This window comes from Citrobacter sp. Igbk 14 (genome assembly GCF_028069825.1).
Lineage (GTDB): Bacteria > Pseudomonadota > Gammaproteobacteria > Enterobacterales > Enterobacteriaceae > Citrobacter.
In genome coordinates this window covers 130,895-151,921 of the sequence record NZ_JANEWM010000001.1, presented here as the reverse complement: position 1 = coordinate 151,921, position 21,027 = coordinate 130,895, and the positions used below count along the sequence as shown (strand labels likewise).

Sequence of the window (21,027 nt, the reverse complement as noted above, 5' to 3'; positions counted from 1 at the left end):
GGCATTGCAGCCCTGCTGCTGAATGATGAGTGCAATGCCATGATCTGAAGGATCAATATCCTACTGCTATCACCATTTAAGCTTACAATAACCCTTTCAATGTTAACGTTTTACGTGTGGCGATGTTTAAATCGTATTGGGCGAGATCTTCCGGTTTAACCCAGGCGAAGTCCTGGAACTCTTCGTTAATCTTCACTTCACGGTTAGCGGAAACACAATCGAAGATGAGATAAATCATGTAAATCTCTTCCTGGCTACCATCAGCATAGGTTTTGGTTCGAATATCGTCACTGAAGGTCCAGGGGGTAATCTGCGATAACTCGAGGTGTTCTCCCAGTTCTTCCCTGATTTCCCGACGTAAGGCTTCTTCGATACGCTCTCCTGGCTCAACGCCGCCGCCAGACAACGCCCACTGACCAGGGAAAACGCCGCGATCGTCGGCCATTTTGCACAGTAAATAACAGCCTTCATTTTGAATGAGTGGGCAAACAATCGTTCTTTGACGCATAAGTCTGTTCCTTGTAGGAGAGGGCGGAGGAGTCCATCGTTAACATATCTTACCTTTTGCAGGCGACAGAAAAAACGCTTCATTGCTGTTTAAGCCTGCTTTGCCGGGGGAAAGAAGGTTGTCTGTTGAAAACGGCAATCAGGTGCCTTTCACCGTCAATTTCAGGTAAGAACTTAACCTTACTGAAACATTGCGGGTAGTATTTAGTTACAATATGTCATTGCATCGCTTTTTTAGCTCATTGATTCCTCGCCATCTGGCAGTACAATCCAGCGGTTTTGGGGCTATGTTTTGATTCTTGCTGGAAAGGATAGAAAATGAAAAAAAGTTTATTACTGGGTTTTGCCGGAATGCTGTTTGTTTCTGCGTCGGCGAATGCGATTAGCATTAGCGGTCAGGCTGGCGAAGATTACACTAACCTCGGTTTTGGTATGGGTACTGAGTCCACCGGACTGGCTGTTAGCGGCAACTGGATGCATAACGATGACGACGGTGATGTTGCAGGGCTTGGCCTTGGTCTGAATATCCCTCTGGGTCCGTTGCTGGCAACAGTCGGTGGGAAAGGTATCTATACCAACCCGAAAGACGGTGATGAAGGCTACGCGGCAGCTGTCGGTGGTGGTTTACAGTGGCCGATTGGCGACAGTTTCCGTCTGTTTGGCGAATACTACTACTCCCCGGACTCACTCTCCAGCGGGATCGACAGCTACGAAGAAGCAAATGCTGGTGCGCGCCTGACGATTATGCGTCCGCTGAGCATTGAAGCAGGTTACCGTTACCTGAATCTGGCGGGTAAAGATGGCAACCGCGATAACGCGATTGCTGACGGCCCATACATCGGGGTTAACGCCAGTTTCTAATCTACCAGGCGCGGCGTTCAGTCGCGCCTTCCCCCCTCCTTGCGTTATAGTGTTTTCATCATAAAAGCAGGAGAACACGATGTTAAACGTGGAGATGCTATCCACCGGGGATGAAGTGTTGCACGGACAAATCGTCGACACCAATGCCGCCTGGCTGGCCGATTTTTTCTTTAATCAGGGATTACCGTTAACACGCCGCAATACGGTAGGCGACAATCTGAATGATTTGGTCGCTATTCTGCGTGAGCGTAGCGAACATGCTGATGTGCTGATCGTCAATGGTGGCTTAGGGCCGACTAGCGATGATTTGAGCGCACTGGCGGCGGCAACCGCAAAAGGTGAAGGGCTGGTTCTGCATGAAGCGTGGCTGGCCGAAATGACGCGTTTTTTCCGTGAGCGGGGACGTGTGATGGCACCGAGCAATCGCAAACAGGCTGAACTTCCGGCCAGCGCGGAGTTTATTAATAATCCGGTCGGAACGGCCTGCGGGTTCGCCGTGAAGCTTAATCGCTGCCTGATGTTTTTTACGCCGGGTGTGCCGTCAGAATTTAAAGTTATGGTTGAACATGAGATCCTGCCGCGCCTGCGTGAGCGTTTTTCTCTTTCTCAGCCCCCGCTATGCCTGCGCTTAACGACTTTTGGTCGTTCTGAAAGCGATCTGGCGCAGAGCCTGGACTCTCTGGTTTTACCACCCGGGGTGACAATGGGGTATCGCTCGTCGATGCCGATTATCGAGCTGAAGTTAACCGGGCCCGATTCCCAACGTGAAGCGATGCTGGCGCTATGGCCAGAGGTGAAACGCGTTGCCGGCCAGAACATGATTTTTGAAGGTACCGAAGGGTTACCTGCGCAAATTACCCGTAAGCTCCAGGAGCGCCAGTACAGTCTGACGCTGAGCGAGCAATTTACCGGAGGCTTAATTGCTCTGCAGCTGTCTCGCGCCAGTGCCCCGCTGTTAGCGAGCGAGGTGGTGCCATCTCAGGAAGAAACGCTGGCACAAACGGCGCACTGGATAACCGAACGACGCGGCAACCATTATGCCGAACTGGCGCTGGCGGTATCGGGTTTCGAAAACGAACATATTAACTTCGCGCTGGCAACACCTGACGGTACGCATGCCTTGCGGGTGCGACTCAATGCAAATCGCTACAGTTTGGCTATTCGTCAGGAAGTTTGCGCAATGATGGCGCTTAATATGCTGCGGCGTTGGCTAAATGGTCAGGATATTGCCGGGGAACACGGCTGGATAGAAGTGGTTGAATCGCTCACGATTTAATGATTGATTGGGAAGGCGAAAAACCTTCCCGATCTGACTCATTCTGTGACATCGTCAGGCAATAGCCCAGTAATTAACCGAACCAAATCACGATCAATTCCATTTACCAGCATCATGCGCGCGATACGTAAGGCTTCTTCTTGCGTACCTTTCTGTACTCCTTGCGCTAATCCTTGTTGTATCCCTTGTTGTAGCCCATTGTGGTGACCTTCTTGTTTTAGCCTCTCTGCGATTGTCATCAACCTCTCCTTGTGGCGGGGGGAACGTTCGGCAACTTCATGGATAAATTCGCTGACGTGAGAAACGTCACCGTACCGTAGCAGGTAATTAAATAGCGTTTGTAGCTGGCTGTCATTAGCGGTGCTTGTAACTAATAGCGAGACCAGGCGGTCCACTAATCCCATCAAATCGCGATCTGTATATCCAGATAATCCCGAGCCATCTCAGGGTAAGACATTATCTTTTTAAAAACGGCATCATGCGGTGTAGATGTAGTGGATTTAGCCATGGTAGTCCGTCACCGGAAAGAGAAGATGGCGTGACGGTATCCACTTTTATAATGCGCTGCATGCGGAAAATGGGGTCTTTGCGTGGGTGAATCAGAGATAAATACGCCCGACTGCAACGTATTCAATTAAGCGGAACGGGCTACGCAAAAAAATGCCCGGTAGCAAATGACACCGGGCAACAGGTTTAACCCAACGCTTTGGCAAGCAGGGTGATAGGGTGTTCGCAGCGAAGACTTGTTGACATCTCAATCTGCCATTTACACGTTTCGCAGTCGGTCACGACGATATCCGCGCCGCTTTCTTCAATCTGGCGGAATAACGGTGCGCCGATTGATTGTGACGTCGGATAGTTTTCTTTTTTGAATCCGTAAGTTCCGGCGATCCCGCAGCACTGTGAATCCAGCACAGTCAGTTCAAGTCCGGGAATTTGTCGCAGCAGTTCCAGCGTATAGAGTGTCCAGCCCATTTTCTCCATATGACAGGGTGTGTGATAGACCACTTTTAGCGGCAACGTTTTCAGCGGCAACGTTTTCCCTTCGTCCAGCTTGCGCCACAGCCAGCGTGTAGCCAGTTCAATATGTTCGCGCAGACCTGAGTTGTCGACATCCAGCACTTCAGGGTATTCATCGCGTAGCGCAAAGGTACAGGTTGAAGAGGTGGCAATAACCGGGATGCCTTTTCCGTCAATCGCTTCTCGCAGTGAAGCCACATTACTTACCGCCTGCTTACGTGCTTTATCGGTGAAACCGTTGGCGATCAGTGGTACACCACAGCATTTCTCTTTACTCAGCAGTTGTACGCCGGTACCCATCGCATTCAGCACTTTTATCAGATCTTTACCGAGTTGCGGATGGTTGTAGTTCACAAAACAACCGTGGAAAAACGCGACCTGATCCTGATACTGCGCCTGTTGCGCGGCTATGCTGCGATACCAGCGACGGAAGGTACCGAATGAGTACTTCGGCAGCGTACGGCGATGATCGATTTTTAGTGCATAATCAAGAAGCTGGCGCACCGGTTTCAATGATGTAGCGGTGTTCACGATGGGTGCGAACGGCGTAGAAACACTGCCCATCAAATCGGTATGGCTTAAGACAAAGTTACGTATCGATGGACGCGTCGTGTCGTATTTGGCACGAGCGCGTTGAATGATATCGCCAATTTTGACATCCGAAGGGCAGGCCACTTCACAGCGTTTGCAGTTGATGCAATATTTCAGCGCATCGTCGTATAACGCGCCATCTTTCAAACGCAGACGTTCACCGTCAGGGCCGGCTTGTTTAGGGCCAGGGTAACCAGGGTTGACACGGCTTACCGGGCAGGCTGTGGTGCACACTGTGCATTTGATACAACTTTCAAAACGTGTGTCGCTCATTGCTGGCCTCCTGCACGTTTCGCAATATGATGAGCGGCGTGTAAAGCGCTCACTGCGCACACTCCGCCTCCGCAACCCTGGGCGATAGGGTCAAAACCGCCAAGTACCGAGCCGATGGCAAACATATTCTCTACTGTTTTTCCTGCAAGCGATGGACGCAGTTCAGCATCGGTGGTTACGCCAAACTGTTGCCACGGCTGCGGATCAAAAACGTCACGCCGATACCATTGCGCGCGTGTGGCGGTTTGTTGTACATCCAGACCGAGAATCGGCTCATGAACGGCCTCACGCGTGGCAACCAGCCCGCTGCTAAAGAAGCTACCGCTGGCGAGCACGGCGAAGCGTGGACGCAATGGAATATCGGCATGGTTGCGGGTCCAGATTTCGCTGACAACACCATCCTGACAGGTGATTTTTTTCACTTCATCGCCAGGCATCCACACCCCACCCTGGCGTACAAATTGGCGCTGCAATTTGTTATGCAGGCGCATGCCCAACACTGATGGCGGTAAAGTGGGTAATAACATCAGTGAGCAGGGCAGGCGGTCGTTGAGCCACTTCCAGAGCCGATCGTCAGCCAGACCGAAACAGGCTGGCATAATTATCATGTCGCAGGTTTTTGCGATTGGCAGCAGGGCGTCATAGAGCAGCGACCATTTATCTTCGTTATCTAACAGACGTGCAATGTTGACGGCACGAAACTCGGTTGGGTTATCACGCAGGACATCCAGTTCTGGCAAATCGATTTCAGCCGTTTCGACGCTGAGGTTACGCTGGCGCAGTGAGGCCGCGGCCAGGTGCGCCTGGAAATCCAGTAAGCCGCTAATTCCCACCACACAGATGCGTTGTGCTGATAACGGCCAGACCGGCACTTCCGCCGAACTAAGCCAGGTTGAACGCAGGGTTCCCAACGGTGTTACACGTTGATGAGCCTGATGAACCTTACCGTGCAAATGTGTTCCGCACTCTTCCAACAGATTCTGCGCCTGCTGCGCCAGCGCCAGTACAGTCTGCGTTCCGATGGTGCTATAAGGATGACCCGGAGCTTGAGTACGCAGTGCATTCAGCCCCGCTTCAATGTCGGTTACCGGTTGACCATCTGGCAGGTTGCTGAGCAAATCCAGTGAGCCGGAGGAAAAGTGCAGAGCGCTTTGGCCGCGGGTAACAATCGTGCAGCGCAACCCGCTTTTTTGCAGTTGCAGGCCACACATCAGCCCGGCGAGACCGCCGCCGATAATGACGGTATCAAATTTCATCCTGGTGCTCCTTTTCCAGACCGCATAACCCCTGATAAACCCAGCGGGTGAACTCGCTTTCGCGCAGTGCATCTCCCCACGCGATAGGCTGCACGCCTTTCCAGCGTTCGTTGAGGAACTCAGAAAGCTGGGTGATAGATTGTGCGGCGGTGGTGACATTAAAACGTTGTAGCAAACCTGCAGCGCGGCAGGCACACAATTCGCCCTGACACGTCCCCATCCCGACGCGGGTGCGACGACGTAAGTCGAGCAAACTGTTGACGGTTAAATTTTCAACGGCATATTGCACTTCACCTGCGGTGACGGCTTCACATTCACAGACCAGGCTGCGGTGTTGACGGCCTTCGCTAAGCCATGCCGGGGTGCGGTCGCCATGGCGGTAGACCGCTGAGCCGCGCAGTGGTGCTGGCAAAGAGATAACGCGTTTAAGCGTGTGTTCGGTCGATTCCTGCGAGCCTGGCAGTGCTGTCTCTGCGGTCGTACAAGGGCGAGAATTGCCCAGTTTACGGCACACTGCGTCGGTGGCCCATTCCGCCATCAGGCGGTAGGTCATCAGTTTGCCACCGGTAATGGTGATAAATCCGTCCAGTCCGTCGCGCGTGGCGTGATCGAATAACACAATACCGCGGCTGACGTTACGGCCGGTCGGATCGTCGTCGCTTGCCACCAGCGGACGCACACCGGAGTAAGCACGCAGGATGCGAGTTTTCGCCATAATTGGCGCCAACTTCTCACCTTCACGCAGCAGAATATCCACCTCTTCTGCGGTGACGCGGTTGCTGTCGATATCGTCGTAATCAATGTGCTGTGAGGTTGTACCGATCAGCGAAATGGTATCGCCAGGGACCAGAATATCGGCGTCAGATGGCTTACGGCAGCGGTTGATAACATGCTGGTTTATGCGATGGTCCATGATCAACAGAGAACCTTTCGCAGGGAACATACGGATGCTCAGATCCGCATATTCTGCAATGCGCTGACCCCAGATCCCGGCGGCATTAACGACCACCGGCGCATGCAGAGACTGCATCTCGCCTGTCAGATGGTTGCGTACGTTCACCCCGCACACGGTCGCACCTTCACGAATCAGCCCCGTCACTTCATGGGCCGTTAAGATAATCGCACCGTGCTCTCGTGCATCCAGCATGTTGGCGGCGGTTAAGCGGAAAGGATCAACGGTACCGTCTGGTACTTTCACTGCGCCAATCAGTTGCGGGTTTACCGAAGGTTCGATAATACGCGCCTGCTGTGGATCAATCGCTTCTGCGCGGATGCCCGCGTCTTCACAGGCACGAATAAAGGTTGCCTGGAAAGAGAGTTCATCTTCTGGCAGCGTAATAAACAGACCGTCCGTCGGCTCAACACAATGGCGGGCGATACGTTTCAGAATTTGGTTTTCGCTAATGCATTCGCGGGCAGATTCAGCATCAGTAACAGCGTAACGTGCTCCGCTGTGCAGCAGACCGTGGTTACGGCCCGTCGCGCCTGTCGCGATATCGTGGCGTTCTACTAAGATGACGCGCAATCCGCGCAGGGCACAGTCGCGTGCGATCCCTGCACCTGTTGCTCCTCCACCAATGATTATCACGTCACTTGTTTGCGAGTCGCGAGTTTTCATTGTTTTTCCTCACAGTTCGTTTTTTATCATTTAGCCACATAAAAAACATGGATTGTTTGATTTCGCGCATAATCGCTCATAATTCGAAAATGAAACGTGATTCCGTGCGCTTTTATGAACATTTGTCATAAATGTGTAACAATCTGTGCTGTAATTCACATTATTGCCCTGAATGTTTCCTTAACATCGCGGCCACACTGGGAGCGGTAGGGTTGTTACGGCAATCTGCAGTGTTTCCTTCGAATGAAAGACGGCCACGGAGGCTACTATATATGTTGAGTATTTTTAAACCTGCGCCACACAAAGCGCGTTTAGCTGCAGCGGAGATCGATCCGACTTATCGTCGATTGCGCTGGCAGATTTTCCTGGGGATTTTTTTCGGTTATGCCGCGTACTATCTGGTACGTAAGAACTTTGCTCTGGCCATGCCGTATCTGGTTGAACAGGGTTTCTCCCGTGGCGATCTGGGCTTTGCGTTGTCCGGTATCTCCATTGCATACGGATTTTCGAAATTCATCATGGGGTCCGTCTCGGATCGCTCGAATCCGCGCGTTTTCCTGCCAGCGGGTCTGATTCTGGCTGCTGCGGTGATGCTGTTCATGGGCTTCGTGCCGTGGGCGACATCCAGCATTGCAGTCATGTTTGTGCTGCTGTTCCTCTGCGGTTGGTTCCAGGGGATGGGGTGGCCGCCGTGTGGCCGTACCATGGTGCACTGGTGGTCGCAGAAAGAGCGTGGCGGCATCGTTTCCGTCTGGAACTGTGCGCATAACGTCGGTGGCGGTCTGCCTCCGCTGCTGTTCCTGTTGGGTATGGCCTGGTTTAACGACTGGAAAGCTGCGCTGTACATGCCTGCCTTTGGTGCGATAGTCGTTGCGCTGTTCGCCTTTGCGATGATGCGTGATACGCCGCAGTCCTGTGGCCTGCCGCCTATCGAAGAGTACAAGAACGACTATCCGGATGATTACAACGAAAAAGCGGAAGAAGAGCTGACTGCGAAGCAGATCTTCATGCAATACGTACTGCCGAACAAACTGTTGTGGTATATCGCTATCGCCAACGTGTTCGTCTATCTGCTGCGTTACGGTATCCTGGACTGGTCACCGACCTATCTGAAAGAAGTGAAGCATTTTGCGCTGGATAAATCGTCCTGGGCTTACTTCCTGTACGAGTATGCCGGTATTCCAGGTACGCTGCTGTGCGGCTGGATGTCGGATAAAGTCTTCCGCGGTAACCGTGGTGCCACTGGTGTGTTCTTTATGACGCTGGTCACCATCGCGACGGTCGTTTACTGGATGAACCCGGCAGGCAATCCGAACGTGGATATGGCTTGTATGATTATCATCGGCTTCCTGATCTACGGCCCGGTCATGTTGATCGGTCTGCATGCGCTGGAACTGGCACCGAAAAAAGCGGCGGGGACGGCGGCAGGCTTTACTGGACTGTTCGGCTACCTGGGCGGCTCTGTAGCGGCGAGCGCCATTGTAGGTTACACCGTTGACTTCTTCGGCTGGGATGGCGGCTTCATGGTGATGATTGGCGGTAGCGTACTGGCGGTGATTCTGCTGGTGGTCGTCATGATTGGTGAAAAACGCCATCATGCAGAAATGATGCTGAAGCGTAACGGGGGCTAATGGATGAAAACCACATTGAAAAGTCTCAGCGTAGCGCTGATGCTGGCAGGTATGGTTGTTAGCAGTGCGGCGGTTGCCGCAGATAAAATTGTCATTGCACACCGTGGTGCCAGCGGATATTTACCCGAGCACACGCTGCCTGCGAAAGCGATGGCTTATGCTCAGGGTGCGGATTTTCTGGAGCAGGATTTGGTGATGACCAAGGATGATCACCTGGTTGTCCTGCATGACCACTATCTTGACCGCGTAACCGATGTTGCTGAGCGCTTCCCGGATCGTGCGCGTAAAGATGGGCGTTACTATGCCATCGACTTTACGCTGGATGAGATCAAATCGCTGAAATTTACCGAAGGTTTCGATATCGTAAATGGCAAAAAGGTACAGACATATCCAGGGCGTTTCCCGATGGGTAAATCTGATTTCCGTGTGCACACTTTCGAAGAAGAAATTGAGTTTGTTCAGGGATTAAATCATTCAACTGGCAAAAACATCGGCATTTACCCGGAAATGAAAGCGCCGTGGTTCCATCACCAGGAAGGGAAGGACATCGCCGCTAAGACGCTGGAAGTGCTGAAAAAGTACGGGTACACCGGTAAACAAGACAATGTCTATCTGCAGTGCTTTGATGTTGCGGAGTTAAAACGCATCAAAAATGAACTGGAACCGAAGATGGGGATGGATCTCAATCTGGTGCAGTTGATTGCGTACACTGACTGGAATGAAACTCAGGAGAAAAAACCAGACGGCAGTTGGGTAAATTACAACTACGACTGGATGTTCAAACCGGGTGCCATGAAGCAGGTGGCGGAGTATGCGGATGGCATTGGGCCGGACTACCATATGTTGGTTGATGAGAAGTCCAGTAAGGGCAATATCTCATTAACGGGTATGGTACAGGACGCGCACCAGAACAAGATGGTGGTGCATCCATATACTGTTCGTGCCGATCAGCTGCCGGATTATGCAACGGATGTAAACCAGCTGTATGACGTGTTGTACAACAAGGCGGGCGTTGACGGGCTGTTCACCGACTTCCCCGACAAAGCGGTAAAATTCCTGCATAAAGAGTAACGGCAGAAGGCCTGCGATGAACGTATTCTCGCAGGCCTTATTTGTGAAGCGTGAGTAGATTGCTAGATGAGGCCGTCAGCAGTCAACGATTCCATATATGCCTGCAGTAGAAATAAAGGGCTGCCGTCTACCGGCGGCTCTTTTGCCAATAACGATATTTGTCGATAAAACGTTGGCTCCAGCGCTACAGAGCAAATTTCCCCGCCAACTGCCTTCAGCGTGAGTTCCGGTAATAATGCAATCCCCAGCCCCTGGCGAATAAAACTCATTGCGGTATCCGGATGGTTAAATTCGTATTTAATAACTGGCTCAATCCCTTTTTCTTTAAACAATGTCATGATGCTTAATTCATAGCGGCCTTTACTGATAATCAGCGGTTCTCCCATCAGTTCTTCCAGCGAAACGGTGGTGTTGGCTGCCAGCGGGTGGCTTTCGGGGACCACTACGGTGAATCTGTCACGAATGACAGGTACGCAATACATATTGCTGACCGGGAAGTGTACAAAGCCTGCATCAATGCTCCCATTGCGGAGTGAATCCACTATCTCGTTGCTGTTCTCTTCGTAGGGTATGATTTTGATAGTAGGGTGCTGATGCTCAAAGTAGCGGATGATGCCGGGTAAAATGCAGGCGCAGGCACTGGGAAAACAGCCAATATGCAGGGTACGAATTGGGTTTTGCTTCTCCTGCTCGGCAATCTCTTTGACCGCGTGCGTTTGCACGATAATCTCACGAAGGTGTGGGATAAGCCGGGAACCTGCTGGCGTTAGCTGAATATCTTTTCGACGCTCACGGATTAAAATATCGATGCCCAGCTCTTCTTCAAGCGCTGAAATAGCCTGACTCACTGCCGATTGGGTCATATAGAGCCGCTTGCTGGCTTCGGTGAAACCACCGTACTCAAGCACGGCAAGCAGGGCGTGGATCTGTGTTAGCGTCATTAGTTATCTCTAATTAATATAATTAAAATGATTAATTTCTCTAATAGCATAGGCCTGTTTATACTTGCTTTCTACATTCAGTACCCAAAATAATTGGCGTAGCCAACACGTAAGCAACGTGAAGTATGACGGGTATAAATCACATTTTGACGCACCTGTCCGTGGTTCAGTTGAGCTGAGCGTTGCCTGCGTGCGCCGTCTGAACAGGTTGTCGAAAATGAAAGAAAAACTGTGGACGAAGGATTTTTGGGCAATAACAATTATCAGCTTTATTATCTTTTTTGTTTTTTATGTCCTGCTGACCCTGCTTCCGATCTATATTTCGGATCGCCTGCATGCGACTCCTGATAAGGCCGGTTTATTAGTCACGTTCTTTTTGGGCGCAGCCATTCTTGTTCGTCCTTTTGCCGGGCAGTGGGTGGGAAAATATTCGAATAAAACGATTCTGATGCTCTCTTCTCTGGCCTTTTTGGTGGTCACTGCGCTGTATCCGGTTTGCCATTCAATTGAATCACTCCTGCTGATTCGGGTGCTTCATGGTGTAACGTTTGGCGTTATAACCACGGTAAAAGGAACGATTTCCGCGCGGTTGATACCGGCCTCCCGACGTGGGGAGGGCATCAGTTTTTTCTCGTTAGCCATGGGATTGGCGATGGTGGTTGGGCCATGGGTCGGGCTGAACATGGCGCGCTGGGAAGCATACACCGCCGCATTCTGGCTGTGCACGGCCGTGGCGGCGCTGGGGATTGTGCTGTCACTGATTGTCGCCGTACCGCCAGTGATTCGTCACGCTGATGGATCTAAACCGAAGCTGGGCTTTGCCGCCATGTTTGACCGCGCTGCGCTGCCTTTCGCGATGGTGACATTCTTTATGACCTTTTCCTATGCGGGTGTTTCAGCCTTCCTTGCATTGTATGCCCGCGAATTGGATTTGATGGCCGCTGCCAGTAATTTCCTGCTTTGCTACGCTATTTGCCTGATGGTCTGCCGAACTTTTACCGGCAATATCTGTGATAAAAAAGGGCCGAAATACGTGGTTTACCCGTGCTTACTGGCCTTCACCGTTGGGTTGGTGGCGCTGGGTTACACCAACGGGAGTATGATGATGATTCTGGCCGGTGGATTAATTGGTATCGGCTATGGCTCAGTGACGCCTGTGTTTCAGACACAAATTATTAGCTCGGTGGAGCCGCACAAAATCGGTGTTGCCAATTCGCTGTTTTTCAATGCAATGGACGCGGGAATGGCGATTGGTGCGTTCATCATGGGGATGATGGTTGAAGGCGTGGGGTATCGGGCGATTTACCTGGTCGGGGCTTTGCTGGTGGTGCTGGCCGGGGCGTTGTATATCATGCAGATGAAAAGACGCGGAGGTGTGGTATTGGTCTCCGCGCATGAAGTCCATTAAGCGCTACATTTCAATCTCAATATCCCCTTTTGCCCGGCAACAGCAGGGCAATATCTCACCCGGCTGAATAAACGCCAGAGGTTCTGCGATCCAGTCAACCTGTCCCGCCACCAGGCGGGTACGACAGGAACCGCAGTAACCTTCGCGGCACTGATACTCGACTTCAACGTTGTGCGATTCGAGCGCGGCGAGCAGGGAAGGATGTTCATCCTGGCACAGCAGTTGTGTGCCAGAGATGCGCAGAGTAACGCGGCCCATCAGAGCTGGAAATTACTCAGGTCGTCGGTATCAACTTCGGCGTCGATTTGGCCGACCAGATAAGAGCTGACTTCCACTTCCTGCGGCGCAACCTGGACGTTATCGGATACCAGCCAGGTGTTGATCCACGGGATCGGGTTAGAGCGTGTCTGGAATGGCAGATCAAGACCAACAGCCTGCATACGGATATTGGTGATGTACTCAACGTACTGGCACAGGATATCTTTGTTCAGACCGATCATCGAACCGTCACGGAACAGATAATCTGCCCACTCTTTTTCCTGTAGCGCGGCCTGTACAAACAGGTCATAGCACTCTTGTTTACACTCTTCGGCAATTTCGGCCATCTCTGGATCGTCGACACCGCTGCGCAGCAGGTTCAGCATATGCTGGGTACCGGTCAGATGCAGGGCTTCATCACGGGCAATCAGACGAATGATTTTTGCATTGCCTTCCATCAGTTCACGTTCCGCAAAAGCGAAAGAGCAGGCAAAGCTGACGTAGAAGCGAATAGCTTCCAGCGCGTTAACGCTCATCAGGCACAGATACAGTTTTTTCTTCAGTTCACGCAGATTGACGACAACCGTTTTACCATTGACCGTATGCGAGCCTTCGCCCAGCAGATGCCAGTAGCTGGTCATCTCGATCAACTCATCGTAGTAGCTGGAAATACCTTCCGCGCGTTTCTGGATCTGTTCGTTGGTGACGATATCGTCGAACACCACCGCGGGATCGTTAACGATATTACGGATGATATGGGTATAAGAGCGGGAGTGGATAGTCTCGGAAAATGCCCACGTTTCCACCCAGGTTTCCAACTCAGGGATAGAAATCAGCGGCAGAAGTGCCACGTTCGGGCTACGCCCCTGAATAGAGTCCAGCAGCGTCTGATACTTCAGGTTGCTGATAAAAATATGTTTTTCATGTTCCGGCAGTGCCTGGAAATCAATGCGGTCACGTGAAACGTCGACTTCTTCCGGACGCCAGAAGAAAGAGAGTTGTTTTTCGATCAGTTTTTCGAAGATGTCATATTTTTGCTGGTCGTAGCGGGCGACGTTCACCGGCTGGCCGAAAAACATCGGTTCCAGAAGCTGGTCATTTTTCGTCTGTGAAAAAGTGGTGTATGCCATTGATGTGAATCCTTTGTGGGATGTGCGCCGGAGGCGGTGCAAGCACCTTTCCGGCCTACAAACCGTGCAATCGTAGGCCGGGTAAGCGTAGCGCCACCCGGCATCATTCATCAGATCTTACATGCGCCGCTTTCGCAGCCATCATCCTGAATGGATGGCACCAGATCGTCCTGAGAATCTTCCGCACCGTCGCGGGTGTTCTGATAATACAGCGTTTTGACACCAAATTTGTAGGCGGTGAGCAGGTCTTTCAGTAACTGCTGCATCGGCACTTTTCCTGATGGGAAGCGTGACGGATCGTAGTTGGTGTTGGCAGAAATCGACTGATCGATAAATTTCTGCATGATCCCTACCAGTTGCAGATACCCGTCATTGTTCGGCATTTCCCACAGCAGTTCGTACGCGTCGTGCAGGTGTTCGTAGTCCGGCACAACCTGACGCAGAATGCCATCTTTGGATGCTTTAATGCTCACGTAGCCGCGCGGCGGTTCAATGCCGTTAGTGGCGTTGGAGATCTGCGAAGAGGTCTCCGACGGCATCAGCGCAGAAAGCGTGGAGTTACGCAGACCGTGGGTCTTAATGGACTCACGCAGTTGCTCCCAATCCAGGTGCAACGGCTCGTTGGCAATGGCATCCAGATCTTTCTTATAGGTATCGATCGGCAAAATACCCTGCGCATAGGTGGTTTCGTTGAACCACGGGCATGCGCCTTGCTCTTTTGCCAGTTCGTTTGAGGCTTTCAGCAGGTAATACTGAATGGCTTCAAAGGTTTTGTGGGTCAGGTTATTCGCGCTACCGTCAGAGTAACGCTTACCGTTTTTCGCCAGCCAGTAGGCGTAGTTGATCACGCCAATACCCAGCGTACGACGGCCCATGGCACCACGTTTAGCGGCCGGAATTGGATAATCCTGGTAATCCAGCAGCGCATCGAGAGCACGCACAGCCAGTACGGCCAGTTCTTCCAGCTCATCCAGGCTGTCGATAGCACCAAGGTTGAATGCGGATAACGTACACAGTGCGATTTCACCGTTTTCGTCGTTCACATCGGTCAACGGTTTGGTCGGCAGTGCGATTTCCAGACACAGGTTGGACTGGCGTACCGGTGCGACAGCCGGATCAAACGGGCTGTGGGTGTTGCAGTGGTCAACGTTCTGAATGTAGATACGACCAGTAGAAGCACGTTCCTGCATCATCAACGAGAACAGCTCAACCGCTTTCACGCGCTGTTTGCGGATGCTGTCGTCGTTTTCATATTGGGTGTACAGACGTTCGAACTCGTCCTGATCGGCGAAGAATGCGTCGTACAGACCTGGAACATCGGACGGGCTGAACAGGGTGATGTCACCGCCTTTCAGCAGGCGCGTATACATCAGCTTGTTGATCTGCACACCGTAGTCCATATGACGGACGCGGTTACCTTCTACGCCACGGTTGTTTTTCAGCACCAGCAGGCTTTCCACTTCCAGATGCCACATCGGGTAGAACAGCGTAGCGGCACCGCCGCGCACGCCGCCCTGAGAGCAGGATTTCACCGCTGTCTGGAAGTGTTTGTAGAATGGGATACAGCCCGTGTGGAACGCCTCACCGCCGCGAATAGGGCTACCCAGCGCACGAATGCGACCCGCGTTGATACCAATGCCAGCACGTTGAGAAACGTATTTTACAATCGCGCTGGACGTGGCGTTAATCGAATCCAGGCTGTCGCCACACTCGATCAGTACACAGGAACTGAACTGACGGGTAGGGGTGCGCACGCCGGACATAATTGGTGTCGGCAGCGAAATTTTGAACGTTGAAACGGCATCGTAGAAACGTTTTACATATTGCAGACGCGTTTCACGCGGATAGTTAGAGAACAGGCAGGCCGCGACCAGAATGTAGAGGAACTGCGCGCTTTCATAAATCTCACCGGTCACACGGTTTTGCACCAGATATTTGCCCTCTAACTGCTTTACCGCAGCATAAGAGAAGGTCATATCACGGTCGTGCTCGATGAACGAGTCCATCTGCTTGAACTCTTCTTCCGTGTAGTCTTCCAGCAGATGATTGTCGTATTTGCCCATTTCAACCATTTTCACAACATGGTCGTAAAGTGCAGGCGGTTCAAACTCGCCGTAGGCTTTTTTACGCAGGTGGAAAATTGCCAGGCGAGCAGCCAGGTACTGATAATCCGGCGCGTCGCGGGAGATCAGGTCCGCAGCAGCTTTGATGATTGTTTCATGGATATCGGAAGTCTTGATACCGTCATAAAACTGAATGTGGGAGCGCAACTCGACCTGTGAAATCGATACGTTACTCAGTCCTTCTGCCGCCCAATCCAGAACTCGATGGATTTTGTCGAGATTGATGCGCTCTGTACTACCATCACGCTTTGTCACCAGCAGACTCTGATTCATGTGGTTTTTTACCTGTCCGTGAAAGAAAAAATATCCCCCATATTATCCACAGTGCCACGTTGTGACTAAGTCTGTGGATAAATACTATATGTAGGGGTTGTTTGATAAAATAGACGCTATATGGTGAGTATTCTAGTAGGGATTCTTTTCAGTACAAGAGTTGATTTTGAGGTTAAATTGAGGTTGCAAAAGGGTAAGAATCGCTAAGTGCGCGTCTTATAAGGCCTGGCGGGGATGTCAATAATTGAGAAAAAAAATAGAAAATTTGATCGAGTGCTGATTTCTTCATCTAAGGCAAAGAAAGTTCTTATGATCTGGCACAGGGTTTGCTGGCATAACCTCCGCAGAGGCGAGGCCCCAATACATCGCCGGGAGGCACCGCCGCCCGGCTTGTTGGCCGTCGCTAAATACTGTTCAGGCTGGGGCTGAACTCAACGTGCAACGTACCTTTATAGTACCCGGCCGTTTTATCCGTCACTCTGAATTTATCCACGATCAACCGCAGCGGCGCTGGGGCGCAGAGTACCGGATAGGTAATCGACGGAAGGCGTACCGGGCGAATCTGGTCCGTGCCGTTTACGCCTGAAGATAGGGTGAAAGCAGCACTATTTTTGACTGACATCCAGCCCTTGCTATGGGGATCGAACATCTCCAGGCGGTAATCGATGCGCTCAGCCTCGGCCGTTCCGCCAGACGCCGTGTTATAGATGGAGAAATAGCCGCTTTTCCTTGATGCGCCGCCTTTTCCCTCATCGCTGAACGACAAGGTCATGCTGTCGCTGTTGGAGTTAAACCCATCGTACAGGCACATATCCAGCGTGGTGACGTCTTCAGCAAAGCTATTGCCGGTCACGGAACCGGTGGGATGCAGGTCTAACTGCACCAACGGATTCGCGCCGTTAAATTCCGGGAAGTAGATATCCTGTTTGCCGGTGGCTTTGCCTTTCAGGGTGATGTCGGCGGTGTAGGTCGCGTCATTCACCCCATCATAGTCGAGCTTAAGCCGTCCTTCCCAAACGCCGCCAATGGGAAGGGAGTTCATTTCGCTTTTTTCGATATAAACAGTGAGCAGCCTTGTGTTTGACCTCATGCCCCCGCACATCCAACTACTGTAGTAGTTGATTGCTGTTTTGGGACCGCACTCAGTGAGTGTATCTGTTGACGGATTATAATGGGCGCCTTCAGTGTATGCCTTAACTTTAAGCGTGTGTTTCATCCGGCTGCGTTTTTCCGTCAACACCATTGAAATGGTTGAACCATTGCTCTGATGTGTACAGGTCTGCTGGATAGCGTCATCAGTGCAATAATATGCAGCAAAACCCGCGTCGTAACTTGCTTCCCCTGGATAATTGCGATTCCAGAGATAGGCATCGGCAGGGGCGCCCGACGGTAGTTCATACTCTTGCGAGGTTGAGACTGCAAAGAAGGGCCCGGAAACTGCAGCCGCTTGCGAATAACCAGAAACGCCGATCAAAAGAGCGCATAGCCCTAAATATTTTGCGAATTTCATTGCACGCTCTCCCTTTGCGCGGTTTCCATGGCCTGCTTACGCAGCGACTGCTTCAATTGTGCCTGCACCTGAATCTGCGACGGCAGCTGGTTATAAGGAATGACGGAGCAGGTCACCTCGCCGGCGTAGCGAATGCTGGCGCGCTTTTTCAACACCTTCAGCGGGCATTTCAGGAAATCGTGCCCGGCAAATACATACAGATCGCGCGATGCGCTCTGCATTTCCAGGGTGAAACCGCCATCTTCCGCTAACAGCAACATGGAACTGTTCAGGCCGATAACCGGGAGATGCTTTGCGGCTTCCGGTAGGTTCAGACGACCGATATAGTTGTAGTTAAAGGTGGCGGATACTTCGCGATAGCGTAGTTTGCCGGGCAATAACATCAGCTTTTGTTTTCCTGAGCCGGTAAGCAAATTGGTGGTGCCGCTTTGGTGCTTACGCGCGCTGTCGCTAACCTCTACGTAGCCCAGCTCATAACTGGTATAGGGGAACAGAACCGATTCATTGCCCGTCAGGCTGGCGCGGCTGCCGTTTGCCGCCGCGTCAACGGACAGCTGTTCCGTCGGCTCTTCGTCGGCATTTTTCACCGCCACCAGCACGGCGGCGGCGGGATCGCCGTTGCCCGAACGGCCAATTTGTACCCCATGACGGCTGATAGCCAGCGTGGAGCTGTAGCTGCCGGTAAAGGCCGTTGAGTGATCGCGGGTCTGTCGGTCGTAGCTGTCGGTCAGGTTAGCGGTCATGTTGCCGTACAGTCCGTCAATGCGTCCGTTAATCCCGCTGTCCAGCGTGTCGGTGTTGATACCGCCAAGACTGATGCCCACTTCTTTGTGGTTGACGTTGTCGTCATACCAGGTCCGGGCAAGGTTCCATGAAGTCTGGTCGTCCGCATTTTTGCTGGTACGGTAATCCGCGCTCAGCGTGGTGGTGCGGCTGCGCGCGTTGGCATCCATCCTCGGCATTTCACTAAAGGTGAACATCAGATATCCGCCATGGTCGTTGCCGCTGCTGCCGCCATCGTCACGGGTGAATACGCCCAAACTGGTGTTGACGATCCAGTTGGTGAAGTTAAACGAGCGCGTGGCGGTAAGCTGAACGCTATCGGACGTTGTGTTTGCGTCGGTCTGGCTAAGATAATTGCTGGCGAAGTCGCTGTTGTTATCCCACCGGGTATGGTAATCCGCATGGTTGCGGGTGCGGTTCCAGTTTAGCGCAAGGTTCCAGCTATATACGTTCTGCGAGATGCCGGCACTGATGCTTTCAAAGCAGTTGAGATCGTCATCTTCCGCGTCACGATCGCCGGAGCACTGTCCACCGCTGGTGTCCTTACGGTAGAAGCTAAGAGATGGCCAGTTTTCGGCATTCCAGTTCAGTAACTGCATGTTGCCGCGGCCACCCTGGTCGTTATAAAAAAAACCGCTTTGCAGATCCAGATTGCCGAAGGCGCCCAGTGCAGGGGTGATGCGGCCATTGATCTCACTGGAGAAATTGTTATCGACTGAAGCAACGCCGAGCATTATTTCGCTCTGCGCGGTGACCGGGAGACGCATACCGGCCTGCGCGGAAGTGGCATTCGTGTTTTCATCTCTCGTTGAGGAGGTGCTATCCGCCAGCTTGCCTGCCTGAATAAACCACTGGATGTGACCGTCGCTCAGGTTGCCCGTTTTGGTAAACGGTACGATCTCGGTGCGTGCGAGCTGATTGCTTTCATAAATTTTCAACTGCAGGGTATAGCTTCCCGAGGGGAAAGAGGAGGTATCCAGGGACTGGTTGCCTCCATTCAGATAAAACGAACCAAGTAACTGATTATCGCGATAAGCATCTACGCGGGAGCTGCGGGAAAGCAGGACGTTAACGGGTGTCCCCTGATTAGCCTGATCGCGGTTGAGATAGCTCAGCGTGGAGCCTGCGCGCACGCCATCCAGCGTATTTAATGGCAGAAAATAGAAGTTAAAGTTGCCGCCGTCGAGGTTAAACAGGCTGCGGTTGTCCATGCGTCCGCCCTGAACGTAAAAGCGGCTTAAAAGATCATAGCGATAGTAGAGTTCGCTAATGTCGGCGTCAGTATTGGTTTCCCCGTCGCTTTCGTAACCGTTCAGGCTCCAGTAAGCGCCAATGTAGCTGTTTTCGCTCACGCCCAGCGCACCGGTTCCTTGCAGGTAGGCCGATTTGAAGTCGTCCTGAACGGCGATATTAAGATCTTGTTGATGAATGAAGGCGTTAGTCACATTGTCATCATTGCTGGGGGTCAGATAAAGCGATGGTTTCCCGCCATCCGGATACCACTGCTTGTTCAGAAAGAGGTTTACGGTATTTTGCTCATCGTTATAAATCAGCGCCACATCATCGGTGGTCAGATAGCCGCAGCCCGCGCTGTTATTAATAGCGGAGCAGGCCAATTCGCCGTGACGCGCCAGAGGGTGCTGTAGTTTGCTGTCGACGGTTTTAATGATGTTTTGATCGTCGCCTAACGACATTGCCGCGATGAGCTTTTGTGGCTCTTTGAATTTTACGGTATCAAGGTTAACGGTGGCGAAAAATTTCCCGAGGTTACGCCCACCCAAATAAACATCAACATATTCCTGTTGACCTAATACGATAGCTTCAAAACCCGGTGGGATTTTATTCGTACGGGCTTGTGTGGTGTTGAATATGGAAAAGATTAATAGCCCAAGAATTGATTTTTTCATTATTCATTCACCGTCCCTGGTATTGAAAAATGAACCGAAGGAGGCCCTTCGGTTCATCATGCTTAATGATTTACATCGATTACTGATACAGATAAATGCTCAGCACGCCCTGATAGGTGCCAGTGGCCAGCACGCCCTGGGTTGCCTGAGAGATGAGCAGAGGTTTGGCGACAGAACCGGTCTGGATGGCGTCGTCGCCGTTCGGGAACAGGTCAGTCGCGGTCAGCGTGGTATCTGTGGTGGTGATTGTGTCGGCACCCCACTTAATGGTCATTGGCACGGTGGCTCCGCCGAGATTATTGACCAGGCTGAAGTCATTTGCCAGGCGCATTTTTACATCGGTGGTTACGTCGTTTGCCCAAATTTTGGTTTGCAGAGAGACCGGAGCCAGACCTGTACCTGGGAAGTACTGCATATCAACGTTTTTTGGCAGCGCGGAACCGTCAGATTGGGTCATATCCAGTGCGGCATCAACGGTCGCGGTAACGGTAATATCTTTTTGCACCGCCATTGCGGAGCCCATGACGGAGAACATTGCCAGTGCAATTAACGATTTGGAGAGCATACCTTTCATCTATTTATTTCCATAT

At 51.9% G+C, this 21,027-nt stretch carries 17 protein-coding genes and 1 pseudogene; 5 read left to right on the top strand and 13 right to left on the bottom strand.

Features of this window, described 5'->3' with window-relative positions:
* Window positions 1-82: 82 nt before the first annotated feature.
* On the bottom strand, window positions 83-508 hold the full coding sequence (nudI, locus tag NNN64_RS00645) for a nucleoside triphosphatase NudI (RefSeq protein ID WP_271440129.1): 426 nt from the start codon (window positions 506-508) through the stop codon (window positions 83-85).
* Window positions 509-825: 317 nt separating this feature from the next.
* Here nudI and NNN64_RS00640 point away from each other — a divergent pair, with 317 nt between their 5' ends.
* Together NNN64_RS00640 and NNN64_RS00635 are read left to right on the top strand one after the other, a co-directional pair.
* Window positions 826-1,368 (top strand): YfaZ family protein, encoded by a 543-nt coding sequence (locus NNN64_RS00640; protein ID WP_048211092.1) that lies wholly within the window; start codon window positions 826-828, stop codon window positions 1,366-1,368.
* A gap of 79 nt (window positions 1,369-1,447) precedes the next feature.
* A complete protein-coding gene (locus tag NNN64_RS00635) occupies window positions 1,448-2,644 on the top strand; it encodes a nicotinamide mononucleotide deamidase-related protein YfaY (protein WP_271440128.1) in 1,197 nt (398 codons plus the stop codon).
* 38 nt (window positions 2,645-2,682) lie between these two features.
* Here NNN64_RS00635 and NNN64_RS00630 read toward each other — a convergent pair.
* The 5 genes and pseudogenes from NNN64_RS00630 to glpA form a co-directional block, all read right to left on the bottom strand.
* Window positions 2,683-3,057 (bottom strand): annotated as a pseudogene (locus NNN64_RS00630) (ISNCY family transposase); the annotation flags it as partial.
* On the bottom strand, window positions 3,048-3,101 hold the full coding sequence (locus tag NNN64_RS23260; protein WP_411961637.1) for a hypothetical protein: 54 nt from the start codon (window positions 3,099-3,101) through the stop codon (window positions 3,048-3,050). The gene NNN64_RS23260 and the pseudogene NNN64_RS00630, both read right to left, overlap by 10 nt.
* A gap of 236 nt (window positions 3,102-3,337) precedes the next feature.
* Window positions 3,338-4,528: an anaerobic glycerol-3-phosphate dehydrogenase subunit GlpC gene (gene glpC / locus NNN64_RS00625; RefSeq protein WP_271440127.1), complete on the bottom strand. Its 1,191-nt coding sequence runs from the start codon at window positions 4,526-4,528 to the stop codon at window positions 3,338-3,340.
* The gene (gene glpB, locus NNN64_RS00620) at window positions 4,525-5,784 is read right to left on the bottom strand and encodes a glycerol-3-phosphate dehydrogenase subunit GlpB (protein WP_271440126.1); all 1,260 of its coding nucleotides are present in this window, start codon (window positions 5,782-5,784) and stop codon (window positions 4,525-4,527) included. Before glpB ends, glpC begins: the two co-directional genes overlap by 4 nt.
* Window positions 5,774-7,402, bottom strand: coding sequence for an anaerobic glycerol-3-phosphate dehydrogenase subunit A (gene glpA, locus NNN64_RS00615; protein WP_048211097.1), 1,629 nt, complete (start codon window positions 7,400-7,402; stop codon window positions 5,774-5,776). The genes glpB and glpA overlap by 11 nt, the downstream gene beginning before the upstream one ends.
* Before the next feature lie 272 nt (window positions 7,403-7,674).
* Here glpA and glpT point away from each other — a divergent pair, with 272 nt between their 5' ends.
* Both glpT and glpQ read left to right on the top strand, forming a co-directional pair.
* Window positions 7,675-9,033 (top strand): glycerol-3-phosphate transporter, encoded by a 1,359-nt coding sequence (gene glpT, locus NNN64_RS00610; protein ID WP_137384134.1) that lies wholly within the window; start codon window positions 7,675-7,677, stop codon window positions 9,031-9,033.
* 3 nt (window positions 9,034-9,036) lie between these two features.
* Window positions 9,037-10,104 (top strand): glycerophosphodiester phosphodiesterase, encoded by a 1,068-nt coding sequence (glpQ, locus tag NNN64_RS00605; protein WP_271440125.1) that lies wholly within the window; start codon window positions 9,037-9,039, stop codon window positions 10,102-10,104.
* A gap of 62 nt (window positions 10,105-10,166) precedes the next feature.
* On the opposite strand, the gene NNN64_RS00600 is transcribed toward glpQ, so the two are convergent.
* Window positions 10,167-11,045 (bottom strand): LysR family transcriptional regulator, encoded by an 879-nt coding sequence (locus NNN64_RS00600; RefSeq protein WP_271440124.1) that lies wholly within the window; start codon window positions 11,043-11,045, stop codon window positions 10,167-10,169.
* Window positions 11,046-11,262: 217 nt separating this feature from the next.
* Here NNN64_RS00600 and NNN64_RS00595 point away from each other — a divergent pair, with 217 nt between their 5' ends.
* Entirely contained in the window at window positions 11,263-12,453 is a 1,191-nt protein-coding gene (locus tag NNN64_RS00595) for an MFS transporter (protein WP_333908958.1), read from the top strand.
* Window positions 12,454-12,456: 3 nt separating this feature from the next.
* Here the strand turns inward: NNN64_RS00595 and yfaE are convergent, their stop codons facing one another.
* The 6 genes from yfaE to NNN64_RS00565 all read right to left on the bottom strand — a co-directional run bounded on the left by yfaE (window position 12,457) and on the right by NNN64_RS00565 (window position 21,011).
* Window positions 12,457-12,711, bottom strand: coding sequence for a ferredoxin-like diferric-tyrosyl radical cofactor maintenance protein YfaE (gene yfaE / locus NNN64_RS00590; RefSeq protein WP_135321220.1), 255 nt, complete (start codon window positions 12,709-12,711; stop codon window positions 12,457-12,459).
* Window positions 12,711-13,841 carry a class Ia ribonucleoside-diphosphate reductase subunit beta gene (nrdB, locus tag NNN64_RS00585; protein ID WP_271440122.1) on the bottom strand — a complete coding sequence of 377 codons (1,131 nt, stop codon included), beginning with the start codon at window positions 13,839-13,841 and terminating at the stop codon, window positions 12,711-12,713. The genes yfaE and nrdB overlap by 1 nt, the downstream gene beginning before the upstream one ends.
* A 110-nt stretch (window positions 13,842-13,951) precedes the next feature.
* Window positions 13,952-16,237 (bottom strand): class 1a ribonucleoside-diphosphate reductase subunit alpha, encoded by a 2,286-nt coding sequence (nrdA, locus tag NNN64_RS00580; RefSeq protein WP_271440121.1) that lies wholly within the window; start codon window positions 16,235-16,237, stop codon window positions 13,952-13,954.
* Between the two features lie 403 nt (window positions 16,238-16,640).
* The gene (locus NNN64_RS00575) at window positions 16,641-17,747 is read right to left on the bottom strand and encodes a CfaE/CblD family pilus tip adhesin (protein WP_271440120.1); all 1,107 of its coding nucleotides are present in this window, start codon (window positions 17,745-17,747) and stop codon (window positions 16,641-16,643) included.
* Window positions 17,744-20,437, bottom strand: a complete 2,694-nt coding sequence (locus NNN64_RS00570) for a TcfC E-set like domain-containing protein (RefSeq protein WP_271440119.1) — start codon at window positions 20,435-20,437, stop codon at window positions 17,744-17,746. Before NNN64_RS00570 ends, NNN64_RS00575 begins: the two co-directional genes overlap by 4 nt.
* A gap of 79 nt (window positions 20,438-20,516) precedes the next feature.
* Window positions 20,517-21,011 (bottom strand): CS1 type fimbrial major subunit, encoded by a 495-nt coding sequence (locus NNN64_RS00565; protein ID WP_271440118.1) that lies wholly within the window; start codon window positions 21,009-21,011, stop codon window positions 20,517-20,519.
* Window positions 21,012-21,027 lie beyond the last annotated feature (16 nt).